The organism is Streptomyces sp. LARHCF249, from assembly GCF_052871255.1.
On record NZ_JBIXJQ010000012.1, the window covers coordinates 95,544 to 122,511 of the forward strand.

Below are 26,968 nucleotides of genomic sequence, written 5' to 3' on the forward strand. Positions count from 1 at the left end.
CGCCCATGACCACTCGAAGCACTCGACACACATCCGCGGCGCTCTCCGTCGTGATCGGTTCGGGCGGCACCGGCGGCCACATCTACCCGGGGCTCGCCCTGGCCGAGGCGCTGCGCGCGGCCGTCCCCGGCGCCGTGGTCTCGTTCATCGGGACCGAGCGGGGCCTGGAGACCGAACTGGTCCCGGGCGCCGGCTACCGCCTGCACACCGTCGACATGATCCCCTTCGATCCGGCGCTGGGCGCGAAGCGCTACCTGCTGCCCGCGGCGCTGCTGCGTTCGGCGCACCAGGCCCGGTCGGTGATCCGGGCGCAGGGCGCGCACGTGGTCGTCGGCATGGGCGGCTATCCGAGCGCGCCCGCCGTGCTCGGGGCGCGGCTGGCCGGGCTGCCCGCCGTGATCCACGAGTCCAACGCGGTGCCGGGACGTGCCAACCAGTTCGCGGCCCGGCTCACTGCGCACGTCGCCGTGGCCTTCGACCGCAGCCGGGGCCACCTGGCGGGCGGGGCGCGGGCGCTGACCACCGGAATGCCGATCTCCGCGGCCCTGTCCGGTCTCGCGGAACTCACCCGGCCGGACCGGGCGGCGCTGCGCGCCGAGGCGCGGCGGGCCCTGGGCGTCCCCGAGGGGCGACGCCTGGTCGTCTTCAACGGCGGCAGCCTGGGCGCGGTCCGCCTAACCCGCGCCGCGGCCGCGCTGGCCGGGCTGTGGCAGCACCGGGACGACGTACAGCTGCTGGTCAAGACGGGTCCGGCGGCGCTGGCGGACACCGTCGCCGAGCTCGCGGCGTCCGGCGGTCGGCGCATCGCGCGGGCCCTGCCGTACCTGGACCGGATGGACCTGGTGTACGCGGCCGCCGACCTGGTGGTGTGCCGGGCCGGTTCGGCGACGGTCGCCGAGCTGGCGGCGACCGGGGTCCCGGCCGTGCTCGTGCCCTACCCGTACGCCCCGGGCGACCACCAGACCCACAACGCCCGGGTGCTGTCCGACGCGGGCGCCGGGCTGCTGCTGCCCGACGCCGAGACCACCGCCGAACGGCTCGCCGCGCTCATCGGCCCGCTGCTGGCCGATCCGGACCGGTTGGCGTCGATGGCCGGCGCCGCCGACCCCGGCCCGCACGCGCGGGCCGCCGAACTGCTGGCCGCGGAGGTTCTCCGCGTGGCCGGCCTCCCCCTCCCCCTCCCCCTCCCCACCCTGGAGCGCATATGAACAGCTGGACCGACCGCACCGTCCTCGTCACCGGCGCCGAGGGCTTCATCGGCTCGACGCTGGTGGACCTGCTGGTGGCGCGGGGCGCGCGGGTGCGCGCCTTCGTGCACTACAAGCCGTACGCGGAGAAGGGCCACCTGGCGCGCTACCTCGCCGACCCCGACGGCCCGGTGGAGATGTGGGCGGGCGACATCCGCGACGCGGGCCGGGTCAGCGACGCGGTGGCGGGCTGCGACACCGTCTTCCACCTGGCGGCGCTGATCGGCATCCCGTACAGCTATGCCTCGCCGGGCGCGTACGTGCAGACGAACGTGACGGGCACGCAGAACGTGGCGGAGGCCTGCCGCCGCCACCGCGTGCGCCGCCTCGTGCACACCTCCACCAGCGAGGTCTACGGCACGGCCCGCACCGCGCCCATCTCCGAGAGCCACCCGCTCCAGCCGCAGTCCCCGTACTCGGCGTCGAAGATCGGCTCGGACATGATGGCGCTCTCCTTCCACCACGCCTTCGAGCTGCCGGTGACGGTGGTGCGCCCCTTCAACACGTACGGGCCGCGCCAGTCGGCGCGCGCGGTGATCCCGACGATCCTGGCCCAGCTGCACGCCGGCTCGAGGGAGGTCCGCCTGGGTTCCCTGGCCCCGACCCGGGACTTCACGTACGTGGCGGACACCGCCGCGGGATTCCTCGCGGTGGCGGAGTGCGACCGGGCGCTGGGCGAGGTGGTCAACCTCGGCACGGGCGAGGAGATCTCCATCGGCGACCTGGCGCAGGAGCTGATCGCCGCGTCGGGCCGGGACGCGGAGGTGGTGGTGGACCCCTCCCGCCTGCGCCCCGCGGGCAGCGAGGTCCACCGGCTCCTGTCGGACAACTCCCGCGCCCGCGACTGGGCGGGCTGGAAGCCGGAGGTCTCCCTCACGGAGGGCCTGCGCCGCACCTCGGACTGGATCGCGGCGAACCTCTCGCTCTTCGCACCGGACCGCTACCAGGTCTAGGGCCTGTCTTTCGGATCAGGCCGGGCCGAGCGCGAGCAGCGCGGCGGCGCTCGCCTCCGCCAGTTCCTCCGCGTACGGCGGCATCGTGTCGCCGGCCCGCAGATGCCGGCGGACCACGGTCAGGGGCAGGTCGACCAGGGCCAGCGCGACCCGCTCCCGGTCCAGGGGCCCGGTGGCGCCGAGGGCGGTGCCGAGCTCGCGGAGGGAGGCGAAGACGCGGCGGTTGCCCGCGTCCGCGCGGTCCCGGTGCTCCTCGGACCACTCGGACTGCCCGAACTCCTCGGCGCCGTAGAGGAGGAGCGAGGCCTCGTGCGGGTGGGCGCGGCTCCACACGACCACGTGCCGGGCGGCCGCGCGGGCGGCGCGGCGCGGGTCGGGATCGCTCTGGAGCGCGTCGAAGTAGCCCGCCTGGAACCGCTCGACGGTCCGCAGCCACACCTCGGCGAGCAGGGCCGTACGCCCGGAGAAGCGGTGGTACACGGATCCGCTGGGCGCGCCGACCGCCTGCGCGACGGCCGACATGGTCACGGCGCCCGGTCCGGCGGCGGCGAGGCGGACGGCGGCGTCGAGGATCTGGTCGCTGTCGAAGCGGGGTGGTCTGGCCATGAATCAGAGAGTACCCTCTAATTTATTGGAGAGACATCTCCAATACCATGGGAGGGAAGACGCATGGCCGTCTACAACGTGCACGAACGCCTGCTCGCCGCCAAGGGGAGCGAGGTGGGGGCCCTCGTCGACACGATCTCCGGGGGACCGGCGGACCTGCTCTGGCCGGGCGCCGCCTGGCCCGCGGTGAGCTTCGACGGCGGCCTGGCCGTCGGCTCCGCCGGCGGTCACGGCCCGATCCGCTACACGGTCTCGTCGTACGTGCCCGGCACCTGGGTCCGCTTCACCTTCACCGGGCCGCGCGGCTTCCACGGCTTCCACGAGTTCGCCGTGCTGCCGGTCGACGGGGACCGCACCGTCCTTCGCCACACCCTCGCGATGCGCACCACCGGCCTGGCCCGCGTGACCTGGCCGCTCGTGTACCGCCCGCTGCACGACGCCCTGATCGAGGACAGCCTGGACCGGGGGGAGCTCGGCTGCACCGGCACCCTGGCCCGCCGTGCCCGCTGGAGCCCGTACGTCCGCTTCCTCCGGGCCCTGCTGCGCTAACGCGCGGAGCACCTCGCGGCGGGCGGCCGGCATCGCGCGCCGACACCGGGCGCGGGCAGCCGGAGCCGGCCTCGCGTCCCGCGGCGCGCGGCTACGGCAGGGGGCGCCGCATCGCGCGGTGCGGGATGCCCGCGTCCTGGAATTCCGGGCCGTAGGGCACGTACCCGAGCCGCTCGTAGAAGGCGAGCGCATGCGTCTGCGCCCCCAGGTCCACGGCGGCCAGGCCGAGCCGAGCGGCCTCCGCCTCGATCGCGCGGACCAGCGCCGCGCCCACGCCCAGCCCGCGCGCGGCCTTGCGCACCGCGAGCCGCCCCAGCGAGCCGACGCCCTCGGACCCCGTCTTGGCGAGCGCGGCAGGCCCGTGCAGCAGCCGCCCGGTGCCCAGCGCCCCGCCGTCCGCGCTCACGGCCAGCACGTGCACCGCGTCCGCGTCGTACGCGTCGTACTCGATCGATTCCGGTACGGACTGCTCGGCCACGAAGACCTCGGTGCGGACCGCGAAGCACGCCGCCATGTCGGCCTCGCCGGATACGACCCGGACCTCGAAGCCGACGGACGTCACTCGCTCTCCGCCCGGATCACGTCCAGCGCGTGCTGCAGGTCCGCCGGGTAGGTGCTCTCGAACTCCACCCACTGGCCGTCCGACGGGTGCTCGAAGCCCAGCCGCACCGCGTGCAGCCACTGGCGGGTCAGCCCCAGCCGCTTCGCGACGGTCGGGTCGGCGCCGTACGTCAGGTCGCCGACGCACGGGTGCCGGTGCGCGGACATGTGCACGCGGATCTGGTGCGTACGCCCGGTCTCCAGCTTGATGTCCAGCAGCGAGGCGGCCCGGAAGGCCTCGATCAGGTCGTAGTGGGTGACCGAGTCCTTGCCGTCCTGGGTCACGGCCCACTTGTAGTCCGCGCTGGGGTGCCGCCCGATCGGCGCGTCGATCGTGCCGCTCATCGGGTCCGGGTGCCCCTGGACCAGCGCGTGGTAGCGCTTGTCCACGATCCGCTCGCGGAACTGGTTCTTCAGCGAGGTGTACGCCCGCTCCGACTTGGCGACGGCCATCAGTCCGGAGGTGCCGACGTCCAGGCGGTGCACGATGCCCTGGCGCTCGGACGCGCCGGAGGTGGAGATCCGGTAGCCGGCGGCGGCGAGGCCGCCGATGACGGTGGTGCCGGTCCAGCCGGGGCTCGGGTGGGCGGCGACGCCCACCGGCTTCATGATGACGACGATGTCGTCGTCGTCATGGACGATCTCCATGCCCGGGACGGGCTCGGCGACGACCTCGACCGGCCGCGGCGGCGCGGGCATCTCGACTTCGAGCCAGGCGCCACCGTGCACGCGCTCGGACTTCCCGACGACACTGCCGTCGACCGACACCTTCCCCGCGGCCGCGAGGTCGGCCGCCTTCGTCCGGGAAAATCCGAACATACGGGCGATCGCGGCGTCGACGCGCTCGCCCTCGAGGCCATCGGGAACGGGCAGGGTGCGGATCTCGGGAATCGTACTCACCTGTCGAGTATGCAGGACTCGGCAGAGGAGCTTTCCCGCGATCAGTCCTTGTGGACGGTCCCGTCCGGGTCCAGACCCCGGAAGGACAGCAGGACGATCAGGATGCCGCCGCACACGATCGCCGAGTCCGCAAGGTTGAACACGGCGAAGTGCGACGGCGCGATGAAGTCGACGACCGCACCCCGGAACACGCCCGGCGAGCGGAAGATCCGGTCGGTCAGGTTGCCCAGCGCACCACCGAGCAGCAGGCCAAGCGCGATCGCCCACGGCAGGCTGTAGAGCTTGCGCGCCAGCCGCACGATCACCACGATCACCACGGCCGCGATGCACGTGAAGATGATCGTGAAGGCCTCGCCGAAGCCGAAGGCGGCTCCGGCGTTGCGGACCGCCTCGAACCTCAGCACGTCGCCGATGATCTCGATCGGAGGCTGGTGCTCCAGCTTCGCCACGACCAGCATCTTGCTGCCGAGGTCCAACAGGTACGCCAGGACGGCCACGACGAGCAGCGCCGCGATCCGCCGGTGCCCCTTGGGCTCGGCGGACTCGGGCTGGGTGTCGTCCCCGACGTCCGGCGTACCGATGATGCGCTCCGCCTCTGCCACGTGAGTCCCTCGAACTGGTTCGGACCAGGCTCCTGCTGGACCCTGACGAGACACGAGGGTACGTCAGGCCCCCCGTTCCGCGCCTGCCCCCCGCCCCCCTGATGCCGGCGCTAGTGCCGGCGCTCCTGCTTCTGCTTGCAGTCCACGCACAGCGTGGCCCGCGGGAAGGCCTGCATCCGGGCCTTCCCGATGGGCTTGCCGCAGTTCTCGCAGATCCCGTACGTACCCGCCTCCAGGCGTTCCAGGGCCCGCTCGGTCTGCTCCAGCATCGAGGTGGCGTTCGCCGCGAGGGCCAGTTCGGACTCCCGGGTGATGTTCTTGGTGCCGGTGTCGGCCTGGTCGTCGCCCGCGCCGTCGCCCGAGTCCCGCATCAGGCCCGAGATGGCCACCTCCGAGGCGTCGAGCTCGGCGCGCAGTCTGAGCACCTCGCCCATCAGCTCGCTGCGGGCCTCGTCGACCTCGCCCTGCGTCCAGGGGTCCTCCCCGGGCCGTACGGCGAGCTCACCGGGCGTGGTGGCCGCCGTGACCCTCGTCTTGGGCAGCCCGCTCGTGGCGACCGCCGCCGTCTTCCTCGCCGTACCGGTGCTCTTCTTGGCAACCACTTTGCGGACTCCCGTCTTCTTCGCGGCCTGCGCCGCCCCCTCGGCCCCGGCCGATTTGGCCGTGGCCTGCCGCTTCGCGACGGCAGTCGCCTTCTTGACGGCGGTCGCCCCCTCGGACGGCGCCTTCTTGGCCGGCGCCTTCTCGGCCGCCGTCTTCCCGGCCGCCGTCTTCCCGGCCGCCGTCTTCCCGACGGTCGCCTTGTCGGCCGGCACCGCGTTCTTGGCCGGTGCCGCCTTCCTCGCGGGTGCCTTCTTCGCCGGTACCGCCTTCTTCGCCACCGCCTTCTTCGCAGCGGCCGCCGCCTTGACGGCGTTCGCCCTCTTCGCCGGCGCCTTCTTCACGGGTGCTTCGGCCAGCGCCTCTCCGGCAGTACCGGCGATCTTCTTCGCCACCATGGCCGCGGCCCCTTCACATACTGTGATCATTGCTCGCGAATCGTGCCGGAACGATAAATCGGCACCGGCCCCGCGGCAACGGGGCACGCATCCATCGAGGTCAACCTGCATCCGTTGTGCCCATCCGGAGGCCCGGTAACACGCCCCACGCGCCCCACGGGACTCCGTACCGGCGCGTACGCCCGTTCAGGGCACCCGGGAGGCCCGGCCGCGCCCCCGCCGCGCCGCGCCCACGGCCCCCGCGCGGGCGCCCGTAAACCGGTCTGCCGCGCGCCCCCCGGCCCCGTACACTGGGCCCAGCGAAAGGCATGGACGGGGACGAGTAGCGTCGGACGCAGCCAGGAGCGACCCGGGGACGGTGAGAGCCCGGGGGCGAGCGCGATGTGAAGGATCACCCCTGAGCCGCCGGAAGAAAGCCCGCACGGATCCCCGTACGGCGAGTAGAACCGGCTTCGCACCCCAATGAGGGGGCCACCGGATCCGTCCGGCGGCCAAGGAGGGTGGTACCGCGGGAGCAGCAGTCGGCTCTCGTCCCTCCGGACGGAAGTGACACCCCGCCGGAGGAAGAGTTCAGCCTCATGACCACACCGCCGCAGTACCGCCCGGTCCCCGCCCAGGTCGACCTGCCCGCCCTCGAGCACGCCGTGCTCGACTTCTGGCGCGAGAGCAAGACCTTCGCCAAGACCCTGGAGCAGTCCGAGGGCCGCCCCGAGTGGGTCTTCTACGAGGGCCCGCCGACCGCGAACGGCATGCCCGGCGCGCACCACATCGAGGCCCGCGTCTTCAAGGACGTCTTCCCCCGCTTCCGCACCATGCGCGGCTACCACGTGGCCCGCAAGGCCGGCTGGGACTGCCACGGCCTGCCCGTCGAGCTCGCCGTCGAGAAGGAGCTCGGCTTCAACGGCAAGCAGGACATCGAGGCGTACGGCATCGCCGAGTTCAACGCCAAGTGCCGCGACTCCGTGACCCGCCACACCGACGCGTTCGCCGAGCTCACGACCCGGATGGGCTACTGGGTCGACCTGGACGACGCCTACCGGACCATGGACCCCGAGTACGTCGAGTCCGTGTGGTGGTCGCTGAAGGAGATCTTCAACAAGGGCCTGCTCACCCAGGACCACCGCGTCGCCCCGTGGTGCCCGCGCTGCGGCACCGGCCTCTCCGACCACGAGCTGGCCCAGGGCTACGAGACGGTCGTCGACCCCTCGGTCTTCGTCCGCTTCCCGCTGACCAGCGGCCCGCTGGCCGGCCAGGCCGCGCTCCTGGTCTGGACGACGACCCCCTGGACCCTGGTGTCCAACACCGCCGTCGCCGCGCACCCCGACGTCACGTACGTCGTGGCCACGGACGGCAGCGAAAAGCTGGTCGTCGCCCAGCCGCTGCTGGAGAAGGCCCTCGGCGAGGGCTGGGAGGCCACCGGCGAGTCCTTCACGGGCAAGGAGATGGAGCGCTGGGCCTACCAGCGCCCCTTCGAGCTGGTCGAATTCCCGGCCGCGGCCCACTACGTCGTGAACGCCGAGTACGTCACGACCGAGGACGGTACGGGTCTGGTCCACCAGTCCCCCGCCTTCGGCGCCGACGACCTCGCGGTCTGCCGCGCCTACGGCCTGCCCGTCGTGAACCCGGTCCGCCCCGACGGCACCTTCGAGGAGGAGGTCCCGCTGGTCGGCGGCATCTTCTTCAAGAAGGCCGACGAGAAGCTGACCGCCGACCTCGACGCCCGCGGCCTGCTCTTCAAGCACATCGCCTACGAGCACAGCTACCCGCACTGCTGGCGCTGCCACACGGCGCTGCTGTACTACGCGCAGCCGTCCTGGTACATCCGCACCACCGCCGTCAAGGACGCGATGCTGCGGGAGAACGAGAAGACCAACTGGTTCCCGGACTCCGTCAAGCAGGGCCGCTTCGGCGACTGGCTGAACAACAACATCGACTGGGCGCTGTCGCGCAACCGCTACTGGGGCACCCCGCTGCCGATCTGGCGCTGCGAGGAGAACCACCTCACGTGCGTGGGCTCGCGCACCGAGCTGAGCGAGCTGACGGGCACGGACCTGTCCGGCCTGGACCCGCACCGCCCGTACATCGACGACGTGACCTTCACCTGCACCCACGAGGGCTGCTCGCTGGAGGCCGTCCGCGTGCCGGAGGTCATCGACGCCTGGTACGACTCGGGCTCGATGCCGTTCGCGCAGTGGGGCTACCCGTACAAGAACAAGGAGATCTTCGAGAAGCGCTACCCGGCGCAGTTCATCTCGGAGGCCATCGACCAGACCCGCGGCTGGTTCTACACGCTGATGGCGGTCGGAACCCTCGTCTTCGACAAGTCCTCGTACGAGAACGTGGTCTGCCTGGGCCACATCCTCGCCGAGGACGGCCGCAAGATGTCCAAGCACCTGGGCAACATCCTCCAGCCGATCCCGCTCATGGACCAGCACGGCGCGGACGCGGTGCGCTGGTTCATGGCCGCCGGCGGCTCCCCGTGGGCGGCCCGCCGCGTCGGCCACGGCACGATCCAGGAGGTGGTCCGCAAGACCCTCCTCACGTACTGGAACACGGTCGCCTTCCAGGCGCTCTACGCCCGTACGTCGAACTGGGCGCCCTCCGCCGCGGACCCGGCCCCGGCGGACCGCACGGTCCTGGACCGCTGGCTGCTCTCGGAACTCCACACCCTGACCACCGAGGTCACGGAGGCGATGGAGGCGTACGACACCCAGCGCGCGGGCAAGCTGCTCTCCTCCTTCGTGGACGACCTGTCCAACTGGTACGTCCGCCGCTCGCGCCGCCGCTTCTGGCAGGGCGACGCGGCCGCGCTGCGCACGCTGCACGACGTGGTCGAGACGGTGACCCGCCTGATGGCCCCCCTCACCCCGTTCATCACGGAGCGTGTCTGGCAGGACATGATCGTCCCGGTCACCCCCGGGGCCCCCGAGTCGGTGCACCTCTCCTCCTGGCCGGAGCCGGACACCGCCCAGGTGGACCCGGCCCTCTCGCAGCAGATGCTGCTGGTGCGCCGCCTCGTGGAGCTGGGCCGGGCGACGCGTGCCGAGTCCGGGGTCAAGACCCGCCAGCCCCTCTCCCGGGCGCTGGTCGGGGCCGTGGGCTTCGACGCGCTCTCGCCGGAGCTCCAGGCCCAGATCACGGAGGAGCTGAACGTCTCCTCCCTGGCCTCGCTCTCCGAGGTCGGCGGGTCCCTGGTGGACACCACGGCCAAGGCCAATTTCCGCGCGCTGGGCAAGCGCTTCGGCAAGGGCGTCCAGGACGTGGCGAAGGCGGTGGCCGCGGCCGACGCGGCGGCCCTGTCGCTGGCGCTGCGCTCGGGCGAGGCCTCGGTGGAGGTGAACGGCGAGCCGGTCACCCTCACCCCGGAGGAGGTCATCATCACGGAGACCCCGCGCGAGGGCTGGTCGGTGGCGTCCGACTCGGGCGCGACGGTGGCCCTGGACCTGGAGATCACCCCGGAGCTGCGGCTGGCGGGCCTGGCCCGTGACGCGATCCGCCTGATCCAGGAGGCCCGGAAGAACTCCGGCCTCGACGTGGCGGACCGCATCGCCCTGCGCTGGACCTCCGAGTCCGCAGAGGTCGTCACGGCCCTCACGGACCACGCGGCGCTGATCGCGGACGAGGTCCTGGCGACGGACTTCGCCCAGGGTCCGGCCGACGCCGCGTACGGCGACGAGTTCACGGACGAGCCCCTCGGCCTGACGTTCCGCCTCCGCAAGGCGTAACCCCCGGCCCGAGCGGCCCGTACCTCTCCTGCCGGGAGGTGCGGGCCGCTTCGTTTTCCCCACCCCGCCCCTTCCCGTAACCGGGGCTCCGCCCCAGACCCCCTACGGAGGCGGAACCCCCGGCAACAGCGCCGCGCCCACCGGGTACGCCAACGGGCCGGGCCCGGGTTCCGAAGGGAACCCGGGCCCGGCCCGTAAAGCGACTGCCGACAGGCGGCGCGGCGCCTAGTTGTCGTCCTCGTCGATCAGAAAGCCCCGCATGGGAGACGGCGCCTGCTGCATCGGCTGCGGCGCAGCCGGCCGCACCGGAGCCATCGGCTGGGTCATCGCCGGGGACATCTGCTGCTGGCCGCCGTACGACGGGCCGCCCATCGGGGAGGGACCGCCCATGGGGGACGGGCCACCCATCGAGGGACCACCCATGGAGTGCCCCATCGCACCGGCCGGAGCCATGGACGGGGACGGCGACGGCGGCAGCGCCGGACCGGCCGGGTTCCGCGGCGGGGCCAGGGAGTCGTCGGCCTGGGTCTCGAGCTGACGCAGCTGCGACTCCAGGTAGGACTTCAGACGCGTACGGTACTCACGCTCGAAGCCCCGCAGGTCCTCGACCTTGCGCTCCAGCGTGGCGCGGGCGGACTCCAGGGAGCCCATCGCGACGCGGTGCTTCTCCTGCGCGTCCCGCTCCAGCGCGTCGGCCTTGGCGCGGGCGTCCCGCTCCAGGCCCTCGGCGCGCGAACGGGCCTCGCCGACGATCTTGTTGGCCTCGGAGCGGGCCTCCGCGATCGCCTGGTCGGCGGTCTGCTGCGCCAGCGACAGGACGCGGGCGGCGCTGTCGCCACCGGGACCCTGCTGCGGCAGCTGCTGCGGCTGCTGCTGGTGCATCGGCTGACCCATGGGCTGCATCTGCTGGCCCATCGGCTGCATCTGCTGGCCCATGGGCTGCATCTGCTGGCCGAGCGGGTTCTGGCCGCCCATGGACTGCTGACCCATGCCCTGCGGTCCGCCCATGGGGTGCTGCTGCATGGGGCCGCCCATGCCCGGACCCTGCGGTCCGTGTCCGCCGGGGCCGGCGGGCAGCTGCGGCTGGCCGCCCGGCAGCTGCGGCGGGCCCATCTGCTGCTGCTGCGGCGGGCCGGATATGGCCGCGGGCACGGGGGCGCCGGGGCCACGCTGGTCCTGGGGTTCCGGCTTGCGCATGCCCTGCTGCTGCTGGTTCTGCGCGGCGGCACGCGTGGCGGCGGCCAGCTTGGCGCGCAGGTCCTCGTTCTCGCGCAGCAGGCGCGTCAGCTCGGATTCGACCTCGTCGAGGAAGGCATCGACCTCGTCCTCGTCATAGCCTTCTCGGAGGCGGACGGTCGTGAACTGCTTGTTCCGCACGTCCTCGGGAGTCAGCGGCATGTCTTCTTCACCTCTACGTAGTCGTCGGCAGTCGGCAAGACCGTATCGGGACTGTCCCCGCGCGCGCGGAGAAGTTCATCGTTCACACGCTTCTCGCAGCGGTGTTTACGAGATTGCTGAGGATGAAAACGATGATCATCAGAACGAAGAAGGACAGGTCGATTGCCACGCCCCCGAGACGCAACGGCGGGATGAGCCGCCGAAGAAGCTTGAGCGGTGGATCGGTGACAGTGTAGGTGGCCTCCAGAACGACCACCATCGCCTTGCCGGGTGTCCATGAACGTGCGAACTGGAACACGTAGTCCATGACCAACCGGAAGATCAGCACGATGAGGAAGCACATCAGCGCGATGTAGACCACCTGTAGTGCGACGCCCATCCCGCGCTTCCCTCTCCCCGTTTCCCGCTCTGTTCCCGGTCCCGTATCTGACGGATCGGTCTAGCTTTGGTTGAAGAACCCGCCCTCCGCGATGCGGGCCTTGTCCTCCGCCGTGACATCGACGTTAGCAGGCGACAGCAGGAACACCTTCTGTGTCACGCGTTCAATACTGCCGTGCAGGCCGAAGACCAGACCGGCGGCGAAGTCCACGAGACGCTTGGCGTCAGTGTCGTCCATCTCCGTGAGATTCATGATCACCGGAGTGCCCTCACGGAAGTGTTCCCCGATGGTACGGGCCTCGTTGTAGGTCCGGGGGTGCAGCGTCGTGATGCGGTACGGCTCCCGCTCGGAGACGACCTTGGGCATGATCACGGGGGCGTTCTTCTCCAGGTTCGTACGGTCAGGTGTGATGGATGCCACGGGGGCGATTCGCGCAGGGCGTCCGTTTTCCGCCGGAATTGGGATGGGTTCCCGCTGCGCCGGAGGCTGTACGGCTCGTACCGGTTCGTCCGATACGGGCGATTGGTGCACGGGCTGACGGTCTCGCTCCCGGGTCCGGTCCCGCACCCGCTCCGGTTCCGGCTCGGGCTCGAACTCGTCGTCGGGGTCGTACCCCGGGTTGTCGTACCGGTCGTCCTCCACGAGGCCGAGGTAGACCGCCATCTTGCGCATCGCGCCGGCCATTCTCCGAGTCCTCCGCTCTGTGGTGGATCGCCCTGTCGCAGGTGCCGCTGTGTCACGAATGTCACCAACTGCCCGCGATCCACGTGGTCTGTCCGCCCATCAGCGGTAATGACCATATTTTCTGCTGTGGTCCGACTTTCTTGGCGACGTTACCCGAGCCGGGGTCTCGCGCCGAGTACCGCAGTGCCGACGCGTACATGTGTCGCACCGGCCAAAACGGCCTGTTCCAGATCCGTGCTCATCCCGGCCGACACCATCGTGGCAGCCGGATGGTCCGCGCGCAGGCGGGATGACAATTCCACCAGCCGCTCGAAAGCGGCCTGTTCGCGTCCGGCGTACGGACCGGCCAGCGGGGCGACGGTCATCACGCCGTCGATCCGCAGTCCGGGCGCCCCGGCGATCAGATCCGCCAACTCCGCGAGCTGCTCGGGCGCCGCGCCGCCCCGCGATCCCCGCTCGCCCGACTCGGCGTCGAGGGCGATCTGCACGAGGCAGCCGAGTTCGCGGCCCGCGTTCGAGGCGGCCGCCGAGAGGGCGGTCACGAGCCGGGGGCGGTCGACCGACTGCACCACATGCGCGTATCCCGCCACGGAACGGACTTTGTTCGTCTGCAACTGACCGACGAAGTGCCAGCTGAGCGGCAGATCCGCGCAGGCCGCGGCCTTTGGGGCGGCGTCCTGGTCACGGTTTTCCGCAACATGACGGATGCCCAGCTCCGCCAGGAGTCGTACGTCGCTCGCGGGATAGGTCTTGGTGACCACGATGAGCGTCACCTCTTCCCGCTTGCGTCCCGCGGCCGCGCAGGCGGACGAGATACGTTCCTCCACCCGCGCCAGGTTCTCCGCGAGCTCCGACTTACGGTCCGTCATTTCCTATTCCAACCAGACATATCCGGCGAGCCGCCCGGTCACCCGGTCACGGCGGTACGAGAAGTGGTCCCGCGACTCCAGTGTGCAGACCGCCGATCGGAGCCGATGCGTCACCCCCGCCTCCGCGAGCTGGGCGTGCACCCCGGCGACCACGTCCACGGCCGGAGTCCCCCAGCTGGTCTCGGCCCTGGCGGCCGGCACCACCTCGGACACCGCGTCCCGCATCCCGGCCGGCACCTCGTAGCAGTGGCCGCAGACCGCGGGGCCGGTCCGGGCGACGATCCGCCCGGGCTCGGCACCGAGGGCGACCATGGCCTCCACCGCGGCGGGGACCACTCCGGCGACCAGTCCCGGCCGTCCGGCGTGGACGGCCCCGGCGATCCCGGCGACCGGATCCGCCAGCAGGACCGGCGTGCAGTCGGCGGTGAGCACGGCGAGGGCGAGCCCCCGGCGGGCGGTGACCACCGCGTCGACCGCGGGGACGTCCTCCCCGAAGGGCCACGGCCCGTCGACCACCGCGACGTCGCGGCCGTGCACCTGGTTCATCCAGACCACCAGGTCCGGGTCGAGACCCAGGGAGTGCGCCGCACGTGCCCGGTTCGCGCGAACGGCGGCCGGGTCGTCTCCGACCGCGCCGCCGAGGTTGAGCTCTTCGTACGGAACGGCGCTCACCCCGCCCCACCGGTCGGTGAAGGCGAAGTGGGCGCCGCCCACGTGGTGCTGCTCGGGTGTCACTTCAAGAAGTCCGGGACATCCAGTTCCTCGGCCGGGCTGTCCTGGTACGGCCGGGCCGTCGGGACCTGCGGCGCCGGGGCGTGGGCCTCGGCCGGGACCGCCTCGACCGGAGCCGGCGGGTCCTCGCGCGGCGGGACCGTGCCGAGTCCGCCGAAGGCCGGGCGGGCCGGCTCGGCGGCGCGGACCGGAGCCGGGGCCGGCTCCTCGCGCTTCGTGGACGCGGCGCCGATGACGTTGTCCCGGCGGGCCGGGGGCTGTCCGCCGTCGAACCCGGCCGCGATGACGGTGACCCGCACCTCGTCGCCGAGCGCGTCGTCGATGACGGCACCGAAGATGATGTTCGCCTCGGGGTGCGCGGCCTCGCTCACCAGCTGCGCGGCCTCGTTGATCTCGAAGAGACCGAGGTCCGAGCCGCCGGAGATGGAGAGCAGCACGCCGCGGGCGCCGTCGATGGACGCCTCCAGGAGCGGCGAGGAGATCGCCATCTCGGCGGCGGCCACCGCGCGGTCGTCGCCGCGGGCCGAGCCGATGCCCATCAGGGCCGAGCCGGCCTCGGACATCACGGACTTGACGTCGGCGAAGTCGAGGTTGATCAGACCCGGGGTGGTGATGAGGTCGGTGATGCCCTGGACGCCGGAGAGCAGGACCTGGTCGGCCGACTTGAAGGCGTCGAGCACGCTGACCTGGCGGTCCGAGATGGACAGCAGGCGGTCGTTGGGGATGACGATGAGGGTGTCGACCTCTTCGCGGAGCTCGGCGATGCCGTCCTCCGCCTGGTTCGCGCGGCGCCGGCCCTCGAAGGTGAACGGCCGGGTGACCACACCGATCGTCAGGGCGCCCAGCGAGCGCGCGATGTTGGCGACCACGGGCGCGCCGCCCGTGCCGGTGCCGCCGCCCTCGCCGGCGGTGACGAAGACCATGTCGGCCCCCTTGAGGACCTCCTCGATCTCCTCGCGGTGGTCCTCTGCCGCCTTGCGGCCGACGGCCGGGTTGGCGCCGGCGCCGAGGCCCCGGGTGAGTTCGCGGCCGACGTCGAGCTTGACGTCGGCGTCGCTCATCAACAGCGCTTGGGCGTCCGTGTTGATGGCGATGAACTCGACGCCCTTGAGACCGACCTCGATCATTCGGTTGATGGCATTGACACCACCGCCGCCGACACCGATGACCTTGATGACTGCGAGGTAGTTCTGCGGTGCTGCCACGTCGAAGGCCTCTCGCCTCGAGTTACGTGTCGCCGCCTCGCGGGCCTGCGTTGCGACGACTGATGCCGAAATGGGGCGGTCCGAACGCGCCGACCCGAACCCTCACCCTGAAGTTTAGGGTGAGGGGTGTGTCTGTTCTCTGGACTCTTCCGAACAGGACACTAAGTCGACAAGTAGCGCGTGTTCAACGAACACGCCGAACCTCCCGTTTTTCTTTTCACCCTATGTGATCACCCGTATCGCTGGCCAACCAGGGTGCGTCGCTGTTCGACCGGACGTCAACTCCCGGACACCGCAGGGGCGGTGGGAACGCTCACGTCGAAGTGGGCGGCCTTGGGCGCGGCTTTCAACAAAGCGGTCAGCGCGCGCCCCTTCGCCTCGCTCTGTTCACCGCTCCCCCACGCCACGGTCCGGCCCCGGGACAGCTCCAGCACCACCGAATCGTAGGAACCCACCGTGACCTGCAGGGTCTCCTTGGCGATCGGCTCCGGAAGGGATCCGGCGACGAGCACGGCCTCGTGCAGCAGCCGCTCCTCGTCGAAGCGGCGGGCGCTCGGAGACTGCTTCGCGTTCAATTCGAGGACCGGAACCCCCGCGGGTGCTTTCGGAACCGTGTCGAATCGCACACCCGAAGCGTCCACTTCCACGAAGTTGGCGTCCTTTTTGATGAGCAGGACGGGTTTGCGTTCCGTCACTTTCAGCCCGATCCCGTGCGGCCAGGCCCGCACCACATCGACCGAATCGATGCGGGACAGCCGCCCGCGGACACGGCTCTCGATCTCGTCGGTGTCCACGCCCGCCAGCGGCGCTCCGACCGGAACGGCCGCCGCGGACAGCACCTGCTCGGGGGTGAGCACCTCGGTTCCGGTTGCGGTGACCTTCTCGACGCGGAACCAGGAGGAGCCGTAGAACACCCACGCACCGCCCGCGACGAGGAGCACCGCGGCGGCCAGGGAGGCCAGCGCGGGGCCCCGGCGCAGGCGTGCGCCGGGGCCCCGCGAGCCGGATTCCCGGGGCGGCTTCGGGGCTTTGGGCGGCTTGGGCGAGCCGCCGCCCTTCCGGGCGGACGGGCCGGAGCCCGGGGTCCCACGCTGTGCGGTCGTCGCTCCGGCCACTCCTGCGCCTCCTGCGTCTGTGCGTCCCGCCTCAGCGGTTGCGGTGGGCCGCGATCGCCTCGTACACCATGCCGACCAGCAGCTCGTCGGCGTCGCGGCGGCCGAACTCACCGGCGGCGCGGGACATCTCGTACAGGCGGTGCGGGTCTGACAGCACCGGGACGACCTGGCTGAGCACCCACTCGGGCGTCAGTTCCGCGTCGTCCACGAGCAGGCCGCCGCCGGCCTTGACCACCGGCTGGGCGTTGAGCCGCTGTTCGCCGTTGCCGATCGGCAGCGGGACGTAGGCGGCGGGGAGCCCGACGGCGGACAGTTCGGCGACGGTCATCGCACCCGCGCGGCACAGCATCATGTCGGCGGCGGCGTACGCGAGATCCATCCGGTCCACGTACGGTACCGGCACATAGGGCGGCATCCCGGGCATGTTGTCGACACGCGGCAGTTCGTTCTTCGGGCCGACGGCGTGCAGGATCTGGATCCCGGAGCGCTGGAGGACCGGAGCGACCTGCTGGATCACCTCGTTGAGGCGGCGGGCGCCCTGCGAGCCGCCGGAGACCAGCAGCGTGGGCAGGTTGGGGTCCAGGCCGAAGGCGGCGCGCGCCTCGGGGCGGACGGCGGCCCGGTCGAGGGTGGAGATGGAGCGCCGCAGCGGGATGCCCACGTAGCGGGCGCCGCGCAGTTTGCTGTCGGGGGTGGAGACCGCGACGGCGTGCGCGTACCGGGAGCCGATCTTATTGGCCAGTCCGGGCCGGGCGTTGGCCTCGTGGACGATGATCGGCACCCCGAGCCGCTTGGCCGCGAGGTAGCCGGGCAGGGCCACGTAGCCGCCGAAGCCGACGACGCAGTCGGCCTTGGTGCGCAGCAGGATCTCCTCGGCGGCCTTGATCGTGCCGCGCAGCCGCCCCGGGACGGTGATCAGCTCCGGAGTGGGCTTGCGGGGCAGCGGCACGGCGGGGATCAGGCCCAGCTCGTAACCGCGTTCCGGCACGAGGCGGGTCTCAAGTCCGCGCTCGGTGCCGAGGGCGGTGATGCCCACTGAAGGGTCCTGCCTGCGCAGGGCGTCCGCGAGGGCGAGCGCCGGCTCGATGTGGCCGGCGGTCCCCCCACCGGCGAGTACGACATGCACCGAAATTCACCGCTCTCCGGACGGACGCTTCTTGACGCGCCGTCTCATCGACTTCCATCTCATCCCGGTCCGCCTCCAGCCGGTCTTCGGCTGTCGCATCGCGAGCGCCGCGCGCGCCGCCGGCTCCTCCCTCGCGAACGCGATGAGCAGTCCGACCGCGAACATCGTCGGCAGCAGGGCCGACCCTCCGTAGGAGAACAGCGGGAGCGGGACTCCGGCGATCGGCAGCAGGCCGAGCACCGCACCGATGTTGATCACGGCCTGGGCCGTGATCCAGGTGGTCACGCCTCCCGCGGCAAACCGTACGAAGGAGTCCTCCGTGCGTCCGGCCACGCGGATACCCGCATAGCCTAGAGCCGCGAACAGGGCGAGCACCGACAGCGTCCCCGCCAGTCCCAGTTCCTCCCCGGTGATGGCGAAGATGAAGTCGGTGTGGGCTTCGGGTAGTTGCCCCCATTTTTCCACACTGGCACCCAAACCGGAACCGAACCATCCGCCCGAGGCCAGGGCATAGATCCCGTGGACGGCCTGCCAGCACAGGTCGTTCTTGCCCGGGTCTGTCGCGCCGAGGCACTCCAGCCGGTCCATCCGGTGCGGGCTGGTCTTGATCAGCAGTGCGACGATCACACCCGCGAAGACCAGCACCCCGACGAACAACCGCGTCGGGGCACCCGCCAGCCAGAGCAGGCCGAACAGGATGGCACCGAGGATCATCGCGGTGCCCATGTCCCCGCCCAGCATGATGAGCCCGAGCAGCAGGAAGGCCACCGGGACCAGCGGCACCAGCAGGTGCTTCCACTGGCTGAGCAGCCCCTTGTCGCCCTTGCGCGCCAACAGGTCGGCGCCCCACAGGATCAGTGCCAGCTTGCCGAACTCACTGGGCTGCAACATGAACGGACCGCCAAGGGAGATCCAATTCTGGTTGCCGTTGATGGCGACCCCTATCCCGGGGACTTGGACCAGGACCATCAGGAACAGGGTGCCCGCGAGCACCGGATAGGACAGCGCCCGGTGCAGTTTGACCGGCATCCGGGAGGCGGCCAGCAGCAGTCCGGTGCCGATCAGGGCGGCCAGGAACTGCTTCTTGAAGAAGTACGCGTCACCCAGGCCGAGCTGGAGCGCCTTGATCATGGAGGCCGAGTAGACCATCACCAGGCCCAGCACGGTGATGAGCAGCGAGCTGCCGAAGATCAGGTAATACGCCGTGAGCGGACGGTCCCAGGCCTTGCGCAGTTGTTCCTGCGTACGCCTCAGGCGGGCCAGCGGCCCGCGCCCGGCGGGCCGCCTCACGCTCACCACGGGGCGTTTGCGGCCCTGTGCCTTGACGGCGGACGGCCGCCGCCCCGGCAGCATCTGCTTGGCCGGCATCTGTGATCTTCCCCTCCACTCGTACGAGGCGAGCCGCCGGCCGGCCGGAGGGAGGGAACCCGTCCCGGAACCTAGGCCTGGGCCGTGTCCGCACCGCTGTCGGCGGCCAGTTCGCGCACCGCGTCGGCGAATGCGTCCCCACGCTTGTTGTAGTTCGCGAACATGTCCATCGAGGCACAGGCAGGCGCCAGCAGGACCGTGTCGCCGGGCTCGGCCAGCTCGGCCGCTTCCCGGACCGCTGCGAGCATCGCCCCAGTGTCGGTCCGCTCGAGGTCGACGACCGGGACCTCGGGGGCGTGTCGCGCCAGCGCCTCGGCGATCAGCGCCCGGTCGGCGCCGATCAGCACCACGCCGCGCAGCCGCTTCGCGGACTTCTGGACCAGTTCCTCGAAGGTCGCGCCCTTGGCGAGGCCGCCGGCGATCCACACGACCGTGTCGAAGGCGGCCAGGGAGGCCTCGGCCGCATGCGTGTTGGTGGCCTTGGAGTCGTCGACGTAGGCGACCTCGCCGACGTCGGCCACGTGCGCCACCCGGTGGGCGTCGGGGCGGAAGTCGCGCAGCCCGTCGCGGACCGCACGCGGCTCCACGCCGAAGGCGCGGGCCAGGGCCGCCGCGGCGAGCGCGTTGGCGATGTTGTGCGGGGCCGGCGGGGTGACGTCCTCGACGTGCGCGAGCTCCTGGGCGTTCTTCTGCCGGTCCTCGACGAAGGCCCGGTCGACGAGGATGCCGTCGACGACGCCGAGCATGGAGGGGCCGGGGGCGCCGAGGGTGAAGCCGATCGCCCGGCAGCCCTCTTCCACGTCCGCGTCCTCGACGAGCTTCTCGGTGGCCGGGTCGGCGACGTTGTAGACGCAGGCCACCGTGTTGCCCTCGTAGATACGGCCCTTGTCGGCGGCGTACGCCTCCATGGAGCCGTGCCAGTCGAGGTGGTCGGGAGCCAGGTTGAGCACGGCCGCCGAGTGGGCGCGCAGCGAGGGCGCCCAGTGCAGCTGGTAGCTGGAGAGTTCGACGGCGAGCACGTCGTACTGCTGCTCGCCGAGCACCACGTCGATGATGGGGGTGCCGATGTTGCCGACGGCCGCGGTCCGCAGGCCGGCGGCCTTGAGGATCGACGCCAGCATCTGGGTGGTGGTGGTCTTGCCGTTGGTGCCGGTGATGGCCAGCCAGGGAGCGGCGTTCTCGCCGCGCAGCTGCCAGGCGATCTCCACGTCCCCGACGACCTCGACGCCGGCCTCCGCGGCGGCCGCGAAGAGCGGGCTGTCGGGCTTCCAGCCGGGCGAGGTGACGATCAGCTCCGTGCCCTCGGGGAGGGTCTCCGCATCGCCGAGGCGTACGGACACGCCCAGTTCGGCCAGTTCGGCGGCGCGGGCCCGGTGGCCCTCGCTGTCGCCCCCGTCGACGACGGTCACGACCGCGCCGAGGCCGGCCAGGGCGCGGGCGGCGCTGATGCCGCTCACGCCGAGGCCGGCGACGGTGATGTGCTTGCCCTGCCAGGAGGTCACTTGTCGGCTGCCCATCCCGCGTAGAAGAGACCGAGGCCCACGATCACGCACATGCCCTGGATGATCCAGAAGCGGACCACGACAAGGACTTCGGACCACCCCTTGAGTTCGAAGTGGTGCTGCAGCGGGGCCATCCGGAAGACGCGCTTCCCGGTCATCTTGAAGGAGCCGACCTGGATGACGACCGACATGGTGATGAGGACGAAGAGGCCGCCGAGCAGGGCGATCAGGAACTCCGTGCGGGAGCAGATCGCCAGGCCGGCGAGAGCGCCGCCGAGCGCCAGCGAACCGGTGTCGCCCATGAAGATCTTGGCCGGCGAGGTGTTCCACCACAGGAAGCCGAAGCAGGCGCCCATCAGGGCGGAGGCGACGACCGCGAGGTCCAGCGGGTCTCGCACCTCGAAGCAGGCACCCGGGTTGGTCAGGGTCTGCGCGTTCACGCAGGACTCCTGGTACTGCCACACGCCGATGAAGGTGTAGGCACCGAAGACCATCACCGCGGCGCCGGTGGCCAGGCCGTCCAGGCCGTCGGTCAGGTTCACGCCGTTGGACATCGCCAGGATCATGAACAGCGCCCAGACCACGAACAGCACCGGGCCGATCGACCAGCCGAAGTCCGTGACGAACGACAGCCTCATGGAGGCCGGGGTCAGCCCGCGCGAGTCCTTGAACTGGAGCGCGAGCACCGCGAAGGCGATGCCGACGATCAGCTGGCCGGACATCTTGGCCTTGGCCCGCAGACCCAGCGACCGGCGCTTGACGATCTTGATGTAGTCGTCCAGGTAGCCGACCAGGCCCATGCCCGCCATCAGGAACAGCACGAGCAGACCGGAGAAGGTCGGTTCGCTGCCGGTGATGACCTTCGTCAGGGCGTACGCGATGAGCGTCGCCAGGATGAAGGAGATGCCGCCCATGGTGGGCGTGCCCTTCTTCCCGGCATGGCCGCGCGGGCCGTCGTCGCGGATGAACTGGCCGTAGCCCTTGCGGGCCAGCAGCTTGATCAGCAGCGGGGTGCCGACGAGCGTGAGGAAGAGTCCGATGACTCCCGCGAACAGGATCTGCCTCATCGGTCGGCGACCTCGCCCCCGCGCTCCAGCAGCGCCAGCGCGACCCGCTCCAGACCGATCGACCTCGAAGCCTTCACCAGCACGACGTCACCCGGGCGCAGTTCACTGCGCAACAGGTCGACCGCCGCTTGCGCGTCGGACACGTGCACCGACTCCTCACCCCACGAACCCTCGTTATATGCGCCCAGTTGCAGCCAGGACGCTTCCCTGCCCCCGACTGCGACGAGCTTGCTCACGTTGAGCCGGACGGCAAGCCGTCCCACCGCGTCGTGCTCGGCCAGTGATGCGTCACCGAGTTCGGCCATGGGGCCGAGCACCGCCCACGTGCGTCCCCCGTTCGCCCTGGCGGCGCCTCCCATCGCGGCAAGCGCGCGCAGGGCGGCCCGCATGGACTCCGGGTTCGCGTTGTAGGCGTCGTTGACGATCGTCACGCCGTCGGCCCGCTCGGTGACCTCCATCCGCCACCGGGACAAGGTGCCCGCCCCGGAGAGCGCGGTGGCGATCTCCTCGACGGACATGCCCAGTACATGGGCCACGGCGGCCGCGGCGAGCGCGTTCGACACGTGGTGCTCACCGTACAGCCGCAAGGTCACATCACTGCACCCGGTCGGTGTGTGGAGTGTGAAGGCGGGCTGTCCCCCCGGGGCCATCCGTACCTCGGTGGCCCGGATCTCGGCGTCTTCGGCCTCGCCGAACAGGACCGTACGGGCCTTCGTGCGGGCGGACATGGCGCGCACCAGCGGGTCGTCGGCGTTGAGGACGGCGATCCCGCCCTCCGCCTCGGCCGGCAGGGCCTCGACCAGTTCCCCCTTGGCCTGGGCGATCTGCTCGCGGCCGCCGAACTCCCCGATGTGGGCGGTGCCGACGTTGAGGACGAGGCCGATGCGCGGCGGGGTCAGGCCGGTGAGGTACGCGATGTGGCCGATCCCGCGGGCCCCCATCTCCAGTACCAGGTGCCGGGTTTCCTCCGTGGCCCTCAGCGCGGTGAGCGGCAGGCCGATCTCGTTGTTGAGGGAGCCCGGGGTCCACACGGTGGGTGCGTGGGCCTGGAGCACCTGCGCGATGAGGTCCTTGGTGGAGGTCTTGCCGGCGGAGCCGGTCAGGGCCACCACATCGGTGCCCAGGCGCTCCACGACGGCCCGGGCGAGGGCGCCGAGCGCCTTCTCCACGTCGGGGACGACGACGGCCGGCACACCGACCGGCCGGGCCGCGAGGACGGCCGCGGCTCCGGCGGCGACGGCGCGTTCCGCGTAGTCGTGGCCGTCGACGTGCTCGCCCTCGAAGGCGGCGAACAGGCTGCCGGCCTCCACCTGGCGGGAGTCGATGACGACGGGACCGCTGATCCGCACGGACGGATCCGGTATGTCGTGGGGCCGCCCGCCGGTGATGTCGGCGATCTCGGCGAGGGAGAGGGCGATCACTGGTTCTCCTCGGCCTGTCGGGCATTGCTCTGCTGGGTCTCGATGGCCGCGCGGAGCACCTCGCGGTCGTCGAAGGGGCGTACGACGCCCCCGGTGTCCTGGCCCTGCTCGTGGCCCTTGCCGGCCACCAGCACGGTGTCGCCGGGCCGGGCGCGCGCGACGGCGGCGGCGATGGCCGCGGCCCGGTCGGCGTCGACGAGGACGGTGCCCCGCTCGGCGGGCGGCACGGACACGGCGCCTTCGAACATCGCGGCGAGGATCGCGAGGGGGTCCTCGGAGCGCGGGTTGTCGGAGGTCAGGACGGCCACGTCGGCGTACCGGGCGGCGGCGGCCCCCATCGGGCCGCGCTTGGTGGTGTCGCGGTCGCCGCCGCAGCCGAGCACGATGTGCAGCGTGCCCTCGGTGACCTGGCGCAGCGCGCGCAGGACCGATTCGACGGCGTCCGTCTTGTGCGCGTAGTCGACGACGGCCAGGTACGGCTGCCCCGCGTCGACCCGCTCCAGCCGGCCGGGGACCCCGGGGACCGCGGCGACGCCGTCGGCGGCGGTCTGCGGGTCGAGGCCGGCGGCGGCGAGGGTGACGATCGCGGCGACCGTGTTGGCCACGTTGAACGGGCCGGGCAGCGGCGCGGCGGCCCGTACGCGCTGGCCTTCGGGTCCCAGCAGGGTCAGGGTGGAGCTCGCCGGTCCGAAGACGACGTCCTCGGCGCGCCAGTCGGCGGCCGGGTCGCCCGCCGCGGAGAAGGTGACGACCGGGACCGTCGCCTCCTTGGCCAGGCGGCGGCCGTACTCGTCGTCGAGGTTGACCACGCCCAGGCGGGCGCGGCGCGGCGTGAAGAGCCCCGCCTTCGCCTGGAAGTAGTCGTCCATGTCGGAGTGGAACTCCATGTGTTCCGGGCTCAGGTTGTTGAAGACGGCGACGTCGAAGACGCAGCCGTCGACGCGGCCGAGCACCAGGGCGTGGCTGGAGACCTCCATGGCCACGGCCTCGACCCCGCGTTCGCGCATGACCGCGAAGAGGGCCTGGAGGTCGGTGGCCTCGGGGGTGGTCCGCTCGGACTTGATGCGCTCGTCGCCGATGCGCATCTCGACGGTGCCGACGAGCCCGGTGCTGCGGCCCGCCGCGCGCAGGCCGCCTTCGACGAGGTACGCCGTGGTGGTCTTGCCGGAGGTGCCGGTGATGCCGATCTGGAGCAGGTCCTCGCCGGGGCGCCCGTAGATCGCGGCGGCGAGTTCGCCCATCCGGCCGCGCGGGTCGTCCACGGTCAGGACCGGCAGGCCGGTCGCGGCGGCGCGCTCGGCGCCCGCGGGGTCGGTCAGCACGGCGGCCGCACCGAGGCCGGCCGCCTGGGCGGCGAAGTCGGCGCCGTGCGTCCTGGCTCCCGCCAGGGCCGCGTACAGGTCTCCGGGGCGCACCGCACGGGAGTCGTGCGTGATCCCGGTGATCTGCGCCGCGCCTGGCGCTCGGATGCCCAGCAGGGTGGCCAGCTCGCCCAGGGGGGTCGGGCGGGCGGACACGGGCCGGGGCGCTCCCGGCGGCGCTGCCGGGGCGTCTTTCTGGGTGGTTCTGGGCTGATCAGCGTGGGGCACGGCGGTGAGCGTACCGGGCGCGGCGGGGCGCCCGCGAAGCGAGGGCCCGGCCTCGGCGCCGCCGGCCGACTGGTTCCCGGGTTTCGGGGTGATCGTTGTCACGGATGGTGCCTCACGCGTTTCTGGCGGGCCGGCCGGGTGCTGGAGGGTCACTGGCCGGGCTGCGGACGGGGCTGCGTACTCGGCTGCGCACCGGGTTGCGCACTGGGCTGCGGGGCGGGCTGCGGGGCCGGCTCGAAGGTGACCGGGAGCCCTGCGGGGGCCGTGCCGGTGGGCGCGACCTGGAGGGTCTTCAGGGCGAACTCCATGACCTTCTTGTAGATCGGGCCGCAGATCTGGCCGCCGAAGTAGCTGCCCTTCGTGGGGTTCTGGATGGCGCAGTACACGGTGATGCGCGGGTTGTCGGCGGGGGCGAAACCGGCGAAGGAGGCGGTGTAGCCCTTGTAGCGGCCGGTGGCCGGATCCACCCGGTTGGAGGTGCCGGTCTTGCCGCCGACCCGGTAGCCGGGGATGCGGGCCTTGGTGCCGGTGCCCTCCTGGTCGTCGACCACCGATTCGAGCATCTCGGCGAGGGTCTTCGCGGTCTCCGGGCTGACCACGCGGCTGCGTTCGGGCGCCGGGGCCGGGGTGAAGCGGCCGTCGGGGCCCTTGGTGCCGCGGACCAGGGTCGGTGTGACGCGGACCCCGCCGTTGGCGATGGTCGAGTACACGGAAGCGGCCTGCATGGCGTTGAGGGACAGGCCCTGGCCGAAGGGAATCGTGTACTGCTGGGAGGTGGACCAGTCCTCGGGCTCGGCGAGGATGCCGCGGGACTCGCCGGGGTAGTTCAGCCCGGTGGGCCGCCCCATGCCGAACTTGGTCAGGTAGGAGTGCAGGACCTTGTTGGCCTCGGGCTGCGTGGCACCGAGCTGGCCGGTGGCCAGGATGGTGCCGATGTTGGAGGACTTGGCCAGGACCCCGTTCAGGGTCAGGTACCAGGTCGGGTGGTCGATGTCGTCCTTGAACAGCCGGTCGCCGCGGTGCAGCCGGTTGGGGACCTCGACGTGGGTCTCGGGGGTGGCCTTCTTCTCCTCCAGTACGGCGGCCATCGACATCACCTTGGCGGTGGAGCCGGGCTCGTACACGTCCTGGAGGGCGGCGTTGCCCATGGCGGCGGAGCGGGCCCGGGTCAGGTCGTTGGGGTCGAAGCCGGGGGCGTTGGCCATGGCGAGGACCTCGCCGGTGAGGGTGTCCTGGACGATGACGTAGCCGCGGTCGGCCTCGGACTTCTGGACCTGCTCGGCGATGGCGCTCTGCGCCGCCCACTGGATGTCGCGGTCGATGGTCAGCTCGATGTCCTCGCCGGGCACGGCGGGCTTCTCGCTGGAGCCTGCGGTGGGGACCTTGCGGCCGCCGGACTGGGCGTAGGTGACCTCGCCGTCCTTGCCGGACAGCTTCTTGTCCAGGGAGGACTCCAGGCCGCCGGCGCCCTTGCCCTCGGCGTTGACGTAGCCCAGTATCCCGGCGGCGAGGTCGCCGCCCGGGTACACGCGCTTGCTGCTGTTCTCGTTGAACACCCCGGCCAGGACGTTGGCGCCGGGGCCGTTGTTCTTCTTGTCGGCCGCCGCCTTCTCCGCGAAGACCCGCTTGAGGTCCTTGATCTGGTTCCAGACCTGGGGGGTCTGGCGCTGGGCCAGGACGACGTACCGGGTGTTCTTGGTCTTCAGCCGCTCGGTGATCTCCTTGACGTCCTTGCCGAGGATGGGCGCGAGGAGGGCCGCGGCCTGCTCGGGGGCGTCGGGGGCCTTGCTGTCCTGCGGGGTGAACATCTTCGGGTCGGCGGTGATGTCGTACGCGTCGACGCTGGTGGCGAGGGCCACGCCCTTGCGGTCGGTGATCTCCCCGCGTTCGGCGGCCAGCTTGACGCTGGTGTAGCGGTTCTTGGAGGCCTCGGCGGAGAAGGCCCGGGCGTCGACGGCCTGCACCTGGAGCAGGCGGACGACGAAGGCCAGCATGACGAGGGTGAGGCCGACGCTGACGAGGCGCAGGCGGGGGCGGGGGCTGCCGAGCCGGATGGTGTGCGTCCTGCGCTGCGGGGCGGGCCGGCGGGTCGCCGGCCGCGAGGCCGCCGGGCGCGCCGTGGCTCCGCCGCGGGGCCTTCCCGGTCCGGGCACCCGCCGCCGCGGCTCCCCTGCGGGGCTCACGAGGCCACCGCCGTCGCCTGGGCGGCACGCCCACCGGTTCGGCTCCGCCCGGGCCTCCTGGGGCTCCGCCCCAGACCCCGCGCCTCAAACGCCGGCGGGGCTGTGATTGCCCTGCGGGCAATCCAGGCCGCCGGCCCGCACCTGCGAGCG

At 71.7% G+C, this 26,968-nt stretch carries 23 protein-coding genes; 4 read left to right on the forward strand and 19 right to left on the reverse strand.

Annotated features, from left to right (window positions below):
* Positions 1-5 precede the first annotated feature (5 nt).
* Positions 6-1,208: a UDP-N-acetylglucosamine--N-acetylmuramyl-(pentapeptide) pyrophosphoryl-undecaprenol N-acetylglucosamine transferase gene (locus ACIPUC_RS29790; protein ID WP_446593545.1), complete on the forward strand. Its 1,203-nt coding sequence runs from the start codon at positions 6-8 to the stop codon at positions 1,206-1,208.
* Positions 1,205-2,200, forward strand: a complete 996-nt coding sequence (locus ACIPUC_RS29795; RefSeq protein WP_446593547.1) for an SDR family NAD(P)-dependent oxidoreductase — start codon at positions 1,205-1,207, stop codon at positions 2,198-2,200. Before ACIPUC_RS29790 ends, ACIPUC_RS29795 begins: the two co-directional genes overlap by 4 nt.
* Positions 2,201-2,215: 15 nt before the next feature.
* On the opposite strand, the gene ACIPUC_RS29800 is transcribed toward ACIPUC_RS29795, so the two are convergent.
* Entirely contained in the window at positions 2,216-2,806 is a 591-nt protein-coding gene (locus tag ACIPUC_RS29800; protein WP_446593549.1) for a TetR/AcrR family transcriptional regulator, read from the reverse strand.
* A 63-nt stretch (positions 2,807-2,869) separates the two neighbouring features.
* On the opposite strand from ACIPUC_RS29800, the gene ACIPUC_RS29805 reads away from it, so the two are divergent.
* Entirely contained in the window at positions 2,870-3,355 is a 486-nt protein-coding gene (locus ACIPUC_RS29805) for an SRPBCC family protein (protein WP_446593551.1), read from the forward strand.
* Between the two features lie 91 nt (positions 3,356-3,446).
* Here ACIPUC_RS29805 and ACIPUC_RS29810 read toward each other — a convergent pair whose 3' ends face one another.
* The 4 genes from ACIPUC_RS29810 to ACIPUC_RS29825 form a co-directional block, all read right to left on the reverse strand.
* Complete coding sequence (locus tag ACIPUC_RS29810) at positions 3,447-3,869, reverse strand: GNAT family N-acetyltransferase (RefSeq protein WP_446593618.1); 423 nt, start codon at positions 3,867-3,869, stop codon at positions 3,447-3,449.
* A 44-nt stretch (positions 3,870-3,913) separates the two neighbouring features.
* Positions 3,914-4,855 carry an RluA family pseudouridine synthase gene (locus ACIPUC_RS29815; RefSeq protein ID WP_446593553.1) on the reverse strand — a complete coding sequence of 314 codons (942 nt, stop codon included), beginning with the start codon at positions 4,853-4,855 and terminating at the stop codon, positions 3,914-3,916.
* A 41-nt stretch (positions 4,856-4,896) separates the two neighbouring features.
* Positions 4,897-5,457 carry a signal peptidase II gene (gene lspA, locus ACIPUC_RS29820; RefSeq protein ID WP_446593555.1) on the reverse strand — a complete coding sequence of 187 codons (561 nt, stop codon included), beginning with the start codon at positions 5,455-5,457 and terminating at the stop codon, positions 4,897-4,899.
* Between the two features lie 110 nt (positions 5,458-5,567).
* The gene (locus ACIPUC_RS29825; RefSeq protein WP_446593557.1) at positions 5,568-6,485 is read right to left on the reverse strand and encodes a TraR/DksA family transcriptional regulator; all 918 of its coding nucleotides are present in this window, start codon (positions 6,483-6,485) and stop codon (positions 5,568-5,570) included.
* 548 nt (positions 6,486-7,033) lie between these two features.
* On the opposite strand from ACIPUC_RS29825, the gene ileS reads away from it, so the two are divergent.
* The gene (ileS, locus tag ACIPUC_RS29830; RefSeq protein WP_446593559.1) at positions 7,034-10,180 is read left to right on the forward strand and encodes an isoleucine--tRNA ligase; all 3,147 of its coding nucleotides are present in this window, start codon (positions 7,034-7,036) and stop codon (positions 10,178-10,180) included.
* A 225-nt stretch (positions 10,181-10,405) separates the two neighbouring features.
* Here ileS and ACIPUC_RS29835 read toward each other — a convergent pair whose 3' ends face one another.
* From ACIPUC_RS29835 to ACIPUC_RS29900, 14 genes are all read right to left on the reverse strand, one after another.
* On the reverse strand, positions 10,406-11,578 hold the full coding sequence (locus tag ACIPUC_RS29835) for a DivIVA domain-containing protein (RefSeq protein ID WP_446593561.1): 1,173 nt from the start codon (positions 11,576-11,578) through the stop codon (positions 10,406-10,408).
* 82 nt (positions 11,579-11,660) lie between these two features.
* On the reverse strand, positions 11,661-11,957 hold the full coding sequence (locus tag ACIPUC_RS29840) for a YggT family protein (RefSeq protein ID WP_446593563.1): 297 nt from the start codon (positions 11,955-11,957) through the stop codon (positions 11,661-11,663).
* A gap of 60 nt (positions 11,958-12,017) precedes the next feature.
* Complete coding sequence (locus tag ACIPUC_RS29845) at positions 12,018-12,641, reverse strand: cell division protein SepF (RefSeq protein ID WP_446593565.1); 624 nt, start codon at positions 12,639-12,641, stop codon at positions 12,018-12,020.
* Positions 12,642-12,790: 149 nt separating this feature from the next.
* Positions 12,791-13,510, reverse strand: a complete 720-nt coding sequence (locus tag ACIPUC_RS29850) for a YggS family pyridoxal phosphate-dependent enzyme (RefSeq protein ID WP_446593567.1) — start codon at positions 13,508-13,510, stop codon at positions 12,791-12,793.
* Positions 13,511-13,513: 3 nt separating this feature from the next.
* A complete protein-coding gene (gene pgeF, locus ACIPUC_RS29855; RefSeq protein WP_446593569.1) occupies positions 13,514-14,245 on the reverse strand; it encodes a peptidoglycan editing factor PgeF in 732 nt (243 codons plus the stop codon).
* On the reverse strand, positions 14,242-15,447 hold the full coding sequence (gene ftsZ / locus ACIPUC_RS29860) for a cell division protein FtsZ (protein ID WP_446593570.1): 1,206 nt from the start codon (positions 15,445-15,447) through the stop codon (positions 14,242-14,244). The genes pgeF and ftsZ overlap by 4 nt, the downstream gene beginning before the upstream one ends.
* A gap of 278 nt (positions 15,448-15,725) precedes the next feature.
* Positions 15,726-16,562 (reverse strand): cell division protein FtsQ/DivIB, encoded by an 837-nt coding sequence (locus ACIPUC_RS29865; RefSeq protein ID WP_446593572.1) that lies wholly within the window; start codon positions 16,560-16,562, stop codon positions 15,726-15,728.
* 31 nt (positions 16,563-16,593) lie between these two features.
* The gene (gene murG, locus ACIPUC_RS29870) at positions 16,594-17,688 is read right to left on the reverse strand and encodes an undecaprenyldiphospho-muramoylpentapeptide beta-N-acetylglucosaminyltransferase (protein WP_446593574.1); all 1,095 of its coding nucleotides are present in this window, start codon (positions 17,686-17,688) and stop codon (positions 16,594-16,596) included.
* 6 nt (positions 17,689-17,694) lie between these two features.
* Complete coding sequence (ftsW, locus tag ACIPUC_RS29875; RefSeq protein ID WP_446593576.1) at positions 17,695-19,056, reverse strand: putative lipid II flippase FtsW; 1,362 nt, start codon at positions 19,054-19,056, stop codon at positions 17,695-17,697.
* 71 nt (positions 19,057-19,127) lie between these two features.
* The gene (gene murD, locus ACIPUC_RS29880) at positions 19,128-20,573 is read right to left on the reverse strand and encodes a UDP-N-acetylmuramoyl-L-alanine--D-glutamate ligase (protein WP_446593578.1); all 1,446 of its coding nucleotides are present in this window, start codon (positions 20,571-20,573) and stop codon (positions 19,128-19,130) included.
* Positions 20,555-21,625 carry a phospho-N-acetylmuramoyl-pentapeptide-transferase gene (mraY, locus tag ACIPUC_RS29885; protein ID WP_446593580.1) on the reverse strand — a complete coding sequence of 357 codons (1,071 nt, stop codon included), beginning with the start codon at positions 21,623-21,625 and terminating at the stop codon, positions 20,555-20,557. The genes murD and mraY overlap by 19 nt, the downstream gene beginning before the upstream one ends.
* Positions 21,622-23,046: a UDP-N-acetylmuramoyl-tripeptide--D-alanyl-D-alanine ligase gene (locus tag ACIPUC_RS29890; protein WP_446593581.1), complete on the reverse strand. Its 1,425-nt coding sequence runs from the start codon at positions 23,044-23,046 to the stop codon at positions 21,622-21,624. The genes mraY and ACIPUC_RS29890 overlap by 4 nt, the downstream gene beginning before the upstream one ends.
* Positions 23,043-24,737, reverse strand: a complete 1,695-nt coding sequence (locus ACIPUC_RS29895) for a UDP-N-acetylmuramoyl-L-alanyl-D-glutamate--2,6-diaminopimelate ligase (RefSeq protein WP_446593583.1) — start codon at positions 24,735-24,737, stop codon at positions 23,043-23,045. Before ACIPUC_RS29895 ends, ACIPUC_RS29890 begins: the two co-directional genes overlap by 4 nt.
* 47 nt (positions 24,738-24,784) lie before the next feature.
* A complete protein-coding gene (locus tag ACIPUC_RS29900) occupies positions 24,785-26,818 on the reverse strand; it encodes a peptidoglycan D,D-transpeptidase FtsI family protein (RefSeq protein ID WP_446593585.1) in 2,034 nt (677 codons plus the stop codon).
* Positions 26,819-26,968 lie beyond the last annotated feature (150 nt).

Coding starts and splice junctions, on each gene's coding strand:
- ACIPUC_RS29790 (WP_446593545.1), top strand. CDS start 6: ATGACCACTCGAAGCACTCGACACACATCCGCGGCGCTCTCCGTCGTG.
- ACIPUC_RS29795 (WP_446593547.1), top strand. CDS start 1,205: ATGAACAGCTGGACCGACCGCACCGTCCTCGTCACCGGCGCCGAGGGC.
- ACIPUC_RS29800 (WP_446593549.1), bottom strand. CDS start 2,806: ATGGCCAGACCACCCCGCTTCGACAGCGACCAGATCCTCGACGCCGCC.
- ACIPUC_RS29805 (WP_446593551.1), top strand. CDS start 2,870: ATGGCCGTCTACAACGTGCACGAACGCCTGCTCGCCGCCAAGGGGAGC.
- ACIPUC_RS29810 (WP_446593618.1), bottom strand. CDS start 3,869: ATGGCGGCGTGCTTCGCGGTCCGCACCGAGGTCTTCGTGGCCGAGCAG.
- ACIPUC_RS29825 (WP_446593557.1), bottom strand. CDS start 6,485: ATGATCACAGTATGTGAAGGGGCCGCGGCCATGGTGGCGAAGAAGATC.
- ileS (WP_446593559.1), top strand. CDS start 7,034: ATGACCACACCGCCGCAGTACCGCCCGGTCCCCGCCCAGGTCGACCTG.
- ACIPUC_RS29835 (WP_446593561.1), bottom strand. CDS start 11,578: ATGCCGCTGACTCCCGAGGACGTGCGGAACAAGCAGTTCACGACCGTC.
- ACIPUC_RS29840 (WP_446593563.1), bottom strand. CDS start 11,957: ATGGGCGTCGCACTACAGGTGGTCTACATCGCGCTGATGTGCTTCCTC.
- ACIPUC_RS29845 (WP_446593565.1), bottom strand. CDS start 12,641: ATGGCCGGCGCGATGCGCAAGATGGCGGTCTACCTCGGCCTCGTGGAG.
- ACIPUC_RS29850 (WP_446593567.1), bottom strand. CDS start 13,510: ATGACGGACCGTAAGTCGGAGCTCGCGGAGAACCTGGCGCGGGTGGAG.
- ftsW (WP_446593576.1), bottom strand. CDS start 19,056: ATGCCGGCCAAGCAGATGCTGCCGGGGCGGCGGCCGTCCGCCGTCAAG.
- murD (WP_446593578.1), bottom strand. CDS start 20,573: ATGGGCAGCCGACAAGTGACCTCCTGGCAGGGCAAGCACATCACCGTC.
- mraY (WP_446593580.1), bottom strand. CDS start 21,625: ATGAGGCAGATCCTGTTCGCGGGAGTCATCGGACTCTTCCTCACGCTC.